General features: G+C 69.6%; 6 protein-coding genes and 3 pseudogenes. 4 read left to right on the top strand and 5 right to left on the bottom strand.

The genetic code is table 11. The features are described from left to right. Window positions 1-205: DUF4880 domain-containing protein (locus BMG07_RS37700; protein WP_198088764.1), on the bottom strand; the 205-nt coding region annotated here is incomplete at its 3' end. After that, on the bottom strand, window positions 195-704 hold the full coding sequence (locus BMG07_RS37695) for a sigma-70 family RNA polymerase sigma factor (RefSeq protein WP_198088763.1): 510 nt from the start codon (window positions 702-704) through the stop codon (window positions 195-197). The genes BMG07_RS37700 and BMG07_RS37695, both read right to left, overlap by 11 nt. Window positions 705-1,047: 343 nt before the next feature. On the opposite strand from BMG07_RS37695, the gene BMG07_RS37690 reads away from it, so the two are divergent. The 4 genes and pseudogenes from BMG07_RS37690 to BMG07_RS37675 all read left to right on the top strand — a co-directional run bounded on the left by BMG07_RS37690 (window position 1,048) and on the right by BMG07_RS37675 (window position 5,632). Then, window positions 1,048-3,342 (top strand): TonB-dependent siderophore receptor, encoded by a 2,295-nt coding sequence (locus tag BMG07_RS37690; RefSeq protein ID WP_269759796.1) that lies wholly within the window; start codon window positions 1,048-1,050, stop codon window positions 3,340-3,342. 98 nt (window positions 3,343-3,440) lie between these two features. Further along, window positions 3,441-4,096: pseudogene (locus BMG07_RS45260) on the top strand (ATP-binding cassette domain-containing protein). Then, window positions 4,093-4,887 carry an iron export ABC transporter permease subunit FetB gene (gene fetB / locus BMG07_RS37680; RefSeq protein ID WP_198088760.1) on the top strand — a complete coding sequence of 265 codons (795 nt, stop codon included), beginning with the start codon at window positions 4,093-4,095 and terminating at the stop codon, window positions 4,885-4,887. Before BMG07_RS45260 ends, fetB begins: the two are co-directional and overlap by 4 nt. 50 nt (window positions 4,888-4,937) lie before the next feature. Then, window positions 4,938-5,632, top strand: a pseudogene (locus tag BMG07_RS37675) (aspartate/glutamate racemase family protein). A gap of 5 nt (window positions 5,633-5,637) precedes the next feature. Here the strand turns inward: BMG07_RS37675 and BMG07_RS37670 are convergent. The 3 genes and pseudogenes from BMG07_RS37670 to BMG07_RS37660 all read right to left on the bottom strand — a co-directional run. After that, a complete protein-coding gene (locus BMG07_RS37670; RefSeq protein WP_198088759.1) occupies window positions 5,638-5,826 on the bottom strand; it encodes a hypothetical protein in 189 nt (62 codons plus the stop codon). 129 nt (window positions 5,827-5,955) lie between these two features. Then, on the bottom strand, window positions 5,956-7,431 hold the full coding sequence (locus tag BMG07_RS37665; RefSeq protein WP_198088758.1) for a hypothetical protein: 1,476 nt from the start codon (window positions 7,429-7,431) through the stop codon (window positions 5,956-5,958). After that, window positions 7,389-9,616, bottom strand: a pseudogene (locus BMG07_RS37660) (OmpA family protein); the annotation flags it as partial. The pseudogene BMG07_RS37660 and the gene BMG07_RS37665, both read right to left, overlap by 43 nt.

Raw genomic sequence — 9,616 nt, 5'->3', positions numbered from 1 at the left:
GGCGCAGCCAGGCGCGCTCATGGTCGGGGTCCGCCTGGCGCCAGCGGTCGCAGGCGGCGCTGTCCGCCGCCGACGCCCCGCCCGACTGGATCTTGACCAGCCACGCCACCGCCTGGTCGACGACGGCGGCGTCGATCGGCCGCGGCGCGTCGGTCGCGGGCCTGAACAGCACGCGGGCCAGCCGCTCCTTCGATTCAGTCGCCATAGACGGCGTCATAGCAGTGGCGGTAGGCCTTCAGCATGGCTTTCTGCACCACGTTGAGCGTCACGCCGAGCTGCTGCGCGATCTGCGGGTAGGTCAGGCCGTCGAGCTGCGCCATGAGGAAGATCTCGCGCACATGCGGCTTCAGGCCGTCGAGCACGCGGCTCACGGCGGCCAGCGCCTCGAGCACCAGCAAGCGGGTTTCGGGCGACGGGGTGCTGGCCTCGGGCAGGTGCGCGATGGCCTCCAGGTAGGTGCGCTCCAGCGCGAGCCGGCGGAAGTACTGCGCCGCGATGCGGCTCGCCACGGTGGTCAGGTAGGCGCGCGGTTCACGCAGCGGCCCCGCCTCGTTCGAGGACAGGATGCGCATGAAGGTGTCGTGCGCCAGGTCGGCCGCGTTGTCCAGGTTGCCGAGCTTGCGGCGCAGCATGGCCAGCAGCCACGGGTGATGGTCGCTGTACAGCGTGTTCACGAGGCGGACGGAGGCTTCGGAGGTGGGCATGAGGGCTCGCAATGCAATCCATGCGCTTGATGCGAATGGTTCTCATTGTAAGCAGATGGTTAACTCTCGGCCCTGCTGTGTGACGGCAATGTGTCGCAATACGGAGACAAAGTTCCAAACGCATTGCAAACGAAAGGTAAAGTTCAATGTCACTTGGTATTGCGAGTCATTACTATTCTCATAACCGTGACGCGTGATCCTCCCCCGTGGGGACGCAGCGTGCAGCCGGCCCGGCGTTCGCCCGGTCGGCCAAGTAGAGAGCACGGCCCGCAAAAACCCCCGGAGGACTATGACCTACGTCAAAAGCCGCAAGCACTCGCCTGCGCGTTACATTTCTGGCCGCATGGCCACCACCGCCACACTGCTGGCCATCGGCTCGGTGTCCGCGCATGCCCAGAGCACGCTCAACGAAGTCCGTGTCGAGGCCTCGACCGACTACAAGGTCGAGAAGTCGGCTTCGCCCAAGTTCACGGCCCCGCTGCTGGACACGCCCAAGTCGATCACGGTGATCCCGCAGGAAGTGATCCGCCAGACCGGCGCGACCACGCTGGTCGACGCGCTGCGCACCACGCCCGGCATCACCTTCGGCGCCGGCGAAGGCGGCAACCCGGTGGGCGACCGCCCGTTCATCCGCGGCTTCGACGCGCAAAGCGACACCTACGTGGACGGCGTGCGCGACGGCGCCGCGCAGACGCGCGAAATCTTCAACGTGGAGTCGGTCGAGGTCGTGAAGGGCCCCAGCTCCGCGTTCGGCGGCCGCGGTTCGGCCGGCGGTTCGGTGAACATCATCAGCAAGACGCCGCAGGCCGAGAACTTCTTCAGCGGCACCGTCGGCCTGGGCACCGACTCGTACCAGCGCGAAACGCTGGACATCAACCGCAAGCTGTCCGACAGCGTCGCGGCCCGCCTGAACGTGCTGAACTTCAAGTCGGACATCGCCGGGCGCGGTCCCGTCAACGTCAAGCGCTGGGGCGTGGCGCCGAGCGTGACCTTCGGCCTGAACTCGCCGACGCAGGTCACGCTGAGCTACTACCACTACGAGACCAACGACCTGCCCGACTCGGGCATTCCCATCAACAACCCGTTCAGCTCGGGCACCAACCAGCTGCTCAACGGCGACGGCCAGCCCATCGTGGTGCCGCGCGGCACGTACTACGGCGTGGTCGGGCGCGACTACCAGCGCACCAAGGTCGACGCCAGCACCGTCGACGTGAAGCACGACTTCGGCGGCGGCCTGGTGCTGCGCAACGTCACGCGCGCGAGCAACTCGACCAACGACTACATCTGGTCGCAGCCCGACGACAGCCGCGGCAACTTCCTGGTCAACGGCAACGTCTGGCGCCGGCCCAACAACCGCGTGACGGACACCGAGTCGCTGGTCAACCAGACCAGCCTGACGGGCAAGTTCGAGACCGCCGGCATCAAGCACAGCTTCACCACCGGCATCGAGCTGGGCAAGGAATCCACCACCAAGGGCAGCTACCTGTTCCTGCAGGACCCCAAGACCGGCTTCGAGTCGTACCCGCGCACGGGCGTGAGCGGCCTGAACTGCGCCGTGGGCTCGGGCATCCGCAGCAACTTCAACTGCACCTCGGCGCTGAGCCCGACGCCCTATGACCCCTGGACCGGCGGCATCGCCAACTCGCCGGCCGTGACCGAAGTCAAGACCACCACCAATTCGGTCTACGCCTTCGACACCATCGAGTTCAACCCGCAGTGGTCGTTGAACCTGGGCCTGCGCTGGGACGACTACAAGACGCGCGCCGTCACGCCCGCCTACATCGCGCCGATCGCGACCACGGCCGCCGTGCCCAGCAACACGCTCACCGGCTCGACCAGCGTGGCCGTGCCGGCCGGGCGCATGGTGCCGGGCATCGAGCTCGCCAACAAGGCCTCGTTCCTGAACTACCAGGTCGGCGCGGTCTACAAGCCAGCGCCCAACGGCAGCATCTACGTGTCGTACGGCACCTCGTCGACGCCGCCCGGCACCGACGGCGGCGACGGCGCCGACGGCATCAGCGCGGCCATCCGCAACCTGAAGCCGCAGGAAAGCCGCAGCCTGGAGCTGGGCACCAAGTGGGAAGTGCTGGACCGCCGCCTGGTGCTGACCTCGGCGATCTTCCGCACCGACATGAACAACGCCCGCGTCGTCGCGGCCGACGGCTCGACGCAGAACGTCGGCAAGAAGCGCGTGGAAGGCATCGAGTTCGGCGTGGCCGGCAGCATCACGCGCGACTGGCAGGTGTTCGGCGGCTACACGCACCTGAACGCGAAGATCACGGACAACGGCTTCACCGCCACCGGCGCCGTCTCGCCGTTCAACGGCAACGTGTTCCCCAACACGCCCAAGGACAGCGCGACGCTGTGGACCACCTACACCGTGATGCCGGGCCTGACGATCGGCGGCGGCGCCACCTATGTGGGCAAGCAGTACGGCAACGTCAACAACACCAAGTGGATCCCGTCGTACGTGAAGTACGACGCCATGGTGAGCTACGTGGTCAACAAGAACTTCAGCCTGCAGCTGAACATCCAGAACCTGACGAACAAGTACTACTTCGACAAGGTGTACAGCTCGCACTACGCGACGGTGGGCGCGGGCCGCTCGGCTTCGCTGACGGGTTCGTTCTCGTTCTGATCCCGCGCTGACGCGGCCAAGGGGCGCCTTCGGGCGCCTTTTTTCGTCTTCGCGCGGGTCGCACGCGTTGCACGCGCAGCGTTCATACTCGGCGGCGAATGCCGACCACGAATGGCGCCGACGCCGACCGCACGATGGAAAAAAAGAACGCCTCCTTCCTGGAGATCAGCAGCCTTCGCACGCGCGGCGGCGGTGCCATCGACCTGAGCGCCGCGCGCGGCGAATGCGTCTGCATCCTGGGCAAGTCGGGCTCCGGCAAGAGCGTGTTCCTGCGTCTCGTGGCCGACCTCGACCCCGGCGAAGGCAGCGTCGTGCTCGACGGCGTCGAGCGCAAGACACTGAGCGGGCCGCAGTGGCGGCGCCGCGTCATCTACCAGGCGGCCGAGCCGCATGGTGGGCCGACACGGTGGCCGCGCATTTTCCGGAGGCCACCCACGCCCGGCTGGGCGCGTGGATGGAAGAGATCGGCCTGTCCCCCGGCCTGCTCGACACCGACATTCCCCGCCTCTCGACCGGCGAGCGCCAGCGCCTGGCGCTGCTGCGATCGCTCGCGCGCGAGCCCGCCGTGCTGCTGCTCGACGAGCCCACCGCCTCGCTGGACGCCGAATCGACGCTCGTCATCGAGGCGCTGCTGGCGCGCCGGCTGGCGCAGGGCCTGACCATCCTCATGGTCACGCACTCGCGCGAGCAGGCCGCGCGCATCGGCCACCGGCGCTTCGACATGGCCGACGGCCAGTTGCGGGAGGCCGCATGAACGCCACCATTCACCTGGACGCCACCGACCTGGTGCTGGCCACGCTGCTGGTGCTGCTGAACGCGGGCGCCTCGCTCGCGCTGCACCTGCGGCTGCACCGCCAGGTGCTGTGGGCGGCGGCGCGCATGGTGGTGCAGCTGCTGCTGGTGGGGCTGGTGCTGCGCTTCGTGTTCGCGGCGGCGTCGCCGGTGGTCACGCTCACCATCGTCGTGCTGATGATCCTGGCCGCGGCGCGCGAGGTGGCGGTGCGGCCGTCGCACCGGCTCGCGCGCGGCGGCAACTTTCGCATCGGCGCGGCGGCGGTGGGCATCTCGAGCGTGGCGACGGTGGTGCTCGCGCTGATGACGGCGATCCGCCCCGACCCCTGGTACGACCCGCGCTACGCGATTCCGCTCATGGGCATCGTGCTGGGCAGCGTGCTCAATTCGGCGAGCCTGGGCCTGGACAGTTTCTTCGAGGGCGTGACCACGGGGCGCGCGCGCATCGAGGCGCAGCTGGCGCTGGGCGCGACCATCCACGAGGCGCTGTCGGAGCTCACGCGCTCGTCGATCCGGCGCGGGATGATCCCCATCATCAACCAGATGTCGGCGGCCGGCGTCATTACCCTGCCCGGCATCATGACCGGCCAGTTGCTGGCGGGCATGGACCCGGTCGAGGCGGCCAAGTACCAGATCCTGCTGTTGTTCCTGCTGACCGGCGCGGGCGGGCTCGCGGCGGCGGGCTCGGTCTACCTGGCCGCGCGCTCGATGACCGACGACCGCCAGCGGCTGCGCTCCGACCGCCTGCACTGAGGCGCGGCGCCTGCGACACTGTGCGCCTTGCTGTTCCGGAGAATTCTCGAATGACATTGCACATTGGCGTGGTGGGCTGCTCGGCCGAAGGCGCCGCCCTCTGCTACCGCACGCTGTGCGTGGAAGGCGCCCACTACCTCGGACAACCGCACGCGCACCCCGAGGTCTCGGTGCACACGCACTCGCTCGCGCGCTATGTCGATTGCCTCGACGGCGGCGACATCGAAGGCGTCGCGCAGCTGATGCTCTCGTCCGCGCGCAAGCTCGCGGCCAGCGGCGCCGACTTCCTGATCTGCCCCGACAACACGATCCACCAGGCCATGCACCACGTGCTGCCGCATTCGCCGCTGCCCTGGCTGCACATCGCCCAGGTGGTCGCGGCCGAGGCCGCATCGCGCGGCTTTGGCACCGTGGGCGTGCTCGGCACGCGCTGGCTGGTCGACAGCGAGGTGTATCCGCAGGCGCTGTCGGACGCGGGCCTCGTCGCCGTGCGGCCCGAAGCGCCGGAGCGCATCGAACTGGGCCGCATCATCATGGACGAGCTGGTGCGCGGCGTGATCCGCCCCGAGTCGACGGCGGTGCTCCGGCAGATGATCGAAGGCTGAAGGCGCGCGGCTGCGATGCCGTGGCGCTGGGCTGCACCGAGCTGCCGCTGGTGCTGAACGACGGCAACTCGGCGCTGCCCACGCTGGACTCCACGCGCCTGCTCGCACGCGCGGCATTGCGCCGCGCCACCGCCGCCTGAGCCTTTCAGCGCACGCCGGCGACGAGCCGCGCCTCGCTGCACAGCCGCCCGCCGAAATCTTCCGCGCGCGCCTCGAAGCCGTAGGCCGCGGCGCGGCGCAGCGCGAAGGCCGTGACGTCCTCATGTAGGTCTTGCCCGGCTTGCGCCCGGCCGCCGCGCGGGCCTCGAAGTCGGCCTGGAAGTCGCGCGCCCATTCCTCGTACAGCCGGTAGCGGTCCCGGTGGTCGCCGGGGTAGCGCGACAACGCCAGCGCCTGCGCGATGTCGACCAGCGGCATCGTGAAGGGCATGTGGTTTCGGTCATGCATGCGCGCGTCCGGCCTCTCAGAACTTGCCCAGCACGTTCAGGAACCAGCCCTTGCTGCGGTAGCTCATGTCGGTGAGGTTGTCGGAGTAGTCGGTGAAGTTGTAGCCCACGCCCACCTTCAGGTTCTCGTTGACGTGGTAGTACGCGGCCGTGACCCAGCCGCTCTTGCGATCCTTCAGTTCCCTGGCGCGCAGCGTGCGCCACTCGACCATCCAGTCCCAGTTGCGCACCAGCTTCCAGTCGACGCGCAGCACCGCGAGCTCGGCCGAGCTCTTGAACCACGGCGCCGAGCTGTCGCGGCTCGCGCGCAGTTCGCCGCGCCGCCAGGCGTACTTGCCGCCCACGGTCCAGCGCTCGTTCAAGTCCCAGGTGGCGTCGATCGCGAACACGTGGCTGCGCTGCTGGTAGTCGATGCTGCTGCTCGACACCGTGCCCAGGCTGGAGTCGACCCCGCCCGACACCACCTGCCCCGGCGACGACAGGTCGTACAGGTAGGTGTACTTGAACAGCAGGTTGAGCCGGTCGTTGAACGCGGGGCGAAGCGCGTAGCCCAGCATGGCCTCGGTGTACTTGGCCGCGGCCAGCACGCCGGTGCTGCTGTCGCTGTCGGCCCAGTTGAATTTGCCGAGCCAGCGCGAATCGTCGTCGACCTTCCAGGTGAAGGAATTCTTCAGCAGCCAGCTGGTGCGCGTCTCGGCCGAGGTGCGGTCCTTGCGGTATTCCAGGCCGCCGCTGTACTTCAGGCGCTCGCTCGAATAGCCGGTGGTGAAGGCGATGGCCTCGCGGCGCGTGGCGCCCAGCGTCTCGGCGCCGACCCAGCCGTTCTCGAAGTTCACGCCGAAGGTCCAGCGCGTGTCGGGCGCGTACTGCACGCCGTAGGCATGCGTGAGGCCCGGCTGCGTGCCGGTGGCATGGCGGTGCTCGGTGAACATCGTCAGGCCGTCGCCCACGCGCGAGCGCACGCCGGTCACCAGGCTGCCGCCGCAGCCGATGAGGTTCTCGTCGGTGCGGCCGGTGTCGGCCACGTAGGTCATGTAGAGGTTGGAGCGGTCGTCGTACTGGTAGTCGACGCCGGCCTTGCCCGCCAGGCCGCCGTCGCCGGTGGAGAGCTCGCCGCGCAGCGCCAGCTTGTCGTTCACGCGGTAGCGCCCGCCGAAGCCCAGGCGGTCGTTCTCCAGCCGCGTGCCGGTGCGCCGCAGCGTCTTCTGCGCGAAGCCGTAGGCGCTCCAGCGGTCGCTGCCGGTGTATTCCAGCTGCACGGCCGCGTCGGCGCGCTCGCCCGACACGGCCTGCGTGGTGGGCAGCGACGGGCTGGTGATGAGCGCGTCGCCGGTCTTGTCGTCATGGCGCAGGCCCAGGCCGAGCTTCCATTCGGGCGACAGGCGCAGGCCGTACTGCGCGTCGAGCACGCTGCTGTTGTAGCCGTCGCGCTCGTCGCGGCGGTCGACCTTCAGCCGCAGCTCGCCGGCCTCGCCCTTCTCGCCGAAGGGCACGGTGGCGGCCGCGCGACCTGGCGCGTGGCGTTGCTCGCGTACTGGCCCGGCGCCGAGAAGCCGGCGTCGCGCGACTGCGCGTAGGCGCTCACGCGCCCGCCGCCGCGAATCTCGAAGTCGGCCAGGTCGGCCTGCCCTTCGAGCCGCCACGCATTGGCGTTGCCGGTCGGCCCGCTGCCCAGCAGCGAACCCGCGGCGCCGTTGCGCCCGCTGAAGTTGAAGCCGCCGTCCAGCGAGTCGAGCTGCCCGGTGCCCGGCCCCTTGCTGCGCGCGAACTCGCCCTTCACGTAGGTGGCCTCGGTCTTGCGCACGGTGAGGTCGACGCCGGCCAGCCGCTGGTCGGCGCCGATCTGGTCCTGCCGCGACGCGGTGATGCCCACGCCCACGTGGTCGTTGGCCCACCACGACACGCGCCCGCCGATGGCCAGCGTGCTCAGCGAGGTGGCGATGGGCGTGTATTCGTAGTCCACCACCAGGTAGGTCGGCATGCCGGTGAAGCCGCCGGCGCGCACCAGCGAACCATCGTCCGACAGGCTGGGCAGCGGCGCCGACAGCAGCACGCGGCCCTGCAGGTAGTCGATCTCGTAGTCGGAGCTGGGCACGAGCTGCGTGCGCTTGAGCACGAAGCCCGAGTCGCGGTCGCGGATCTCCAGCGTCACGCGCTCGGCGCCGCGCGTGATGTCCTGGTTGCGCAGGTAGTACAGCGAGCCGCCGGTGCCGCGGAATTCTTCGCGCGCGGCCAGCGTGCCGGGCTCGGCCGCGAAGGCGTCGACCTTCAGCCGCGCCTCGCCGAACGCGGTCGATCCGTCGCCCAGGTAGCGGCCGTGGAAGCCGTACAGGCCGCGGCTCACGCGCGTGAGTTCGGTGTCGCCGAAGTTGAGCTTGAAGTTGCCCCACATGGCCTGCGAGCGGCCGTCGTCCACGCGCAGGTAGAAGCGGCCCTGCGTGGGCGCGTCCTGGATGGCGGTGGAGTCGTCGCCGAAGGTGGTCCACGAGTCCTCGGGGTCGAAACGGCGGAACAGCGAGGTCGGGTCCTTGCGGTCGAGGTTGCGAAACAGCTCCTTGAGCGGGCGCTCCTCGGTGTCGACGCTGGCCGTGAGCGTCCAGCGGTCGTTGAGCTGCCCCTTGGCGTAGCCGGCGATGCGGCCTTCGCTCCAGCCGCCGCCACCGTAGCGGTTCTTGTCGTTGGTCATGATCGCGGCCGGGCCGCTCACGCTGTTGCTGCCCACCGTGAGGTCGGCCTGCCCGACGAAGAACCAGTCGCTCGCGGGCAGCTCGAAGTCGCGGCGGTAGGCGCGCGTGGCGCCCTGTGCGTCGGTGACGGCGATCTCGCCGGTCTGCACGCGGCGCGGCACGAGTTGCTGGAACACGAAGCGCCCGCTCTCGTCCACCGGCACCGCGAAGCCCAGCGCGCGCACCGTCTCGCCGGGGCGGATGGCCGCGCCGCTCGCGGTGACGGTGCCGGCCGGCAGCGGAATGTTCGCGATGGCGATGTTGTTCATGCCGTAGCCGCGCAGCAGCTCGCGCGCGGGGTCGGGCGGCGTGCCCTTCCCGGGCACATGGCGTTTGGCGAGCGAGAGCGACAGGTCGTCGGTTTCGTCGAAGCGGCCCTGGCGGTCGTACACGCGCACGCGGTAGTAGAGCTTGCCGCCGGCATCGGCCGCGCCGTCGGTCAGGCGGTCGAGCAGGCCTTCGGGCACCTGCCATTCGCCGCGCAGGGCGGCGTCCAGCGGCACGGTGGCCAGCAGGCGGCGCTGCATCACGTCGTTGGCGGTGAACACGCGCAGCTCGGCTTTCGAGGTGAACAGCAGGTAGTTGCTGTAGCCCGCGAAGCGCACGGTGTCGCCGGCCACCACGGTGGTGGGCCAGGCGCTGGCGCTCAGGCGGCGCGGCTGCGAGAGGTTGTCGTACTGCAGGCGCAGCTGGTTGCGCTCCAGCTGCACGTCGACGCAGCGCTGGCGGTCGGCGCTGTTCGTTCCGTCGCCCGCGTCGGCCTTGCCCTCGGCCGTGAGCAACTGGCCGTCGACGCTCAGGCGCAAGGGCGCGTCGTCGGTGCCGAAGGCGGTGAAGGTGCGGCACACGCCGGGGTCGGCAGCCGCCGGCGCGGGCGCCACGGCCACGGGCGCGTCGCGCCAGTACACGCGCACTTCGACGCGGCGGTTGGCAGGCCAGTTGGCCGGGTCGG

Source organism: Variovorax sp. E3, assembly GCF_016082275.1.
Classification (GTDB): Bacteria; Pseudomonadota; Gammaproteobacteria; order Burkholderiales; family Burkholderiaceae_C; genus Variovorax.
Note: the sequence above shows the minus strand (reverse complement) of the source record. Positions and strands in the feature narration are given on the sequence as shown.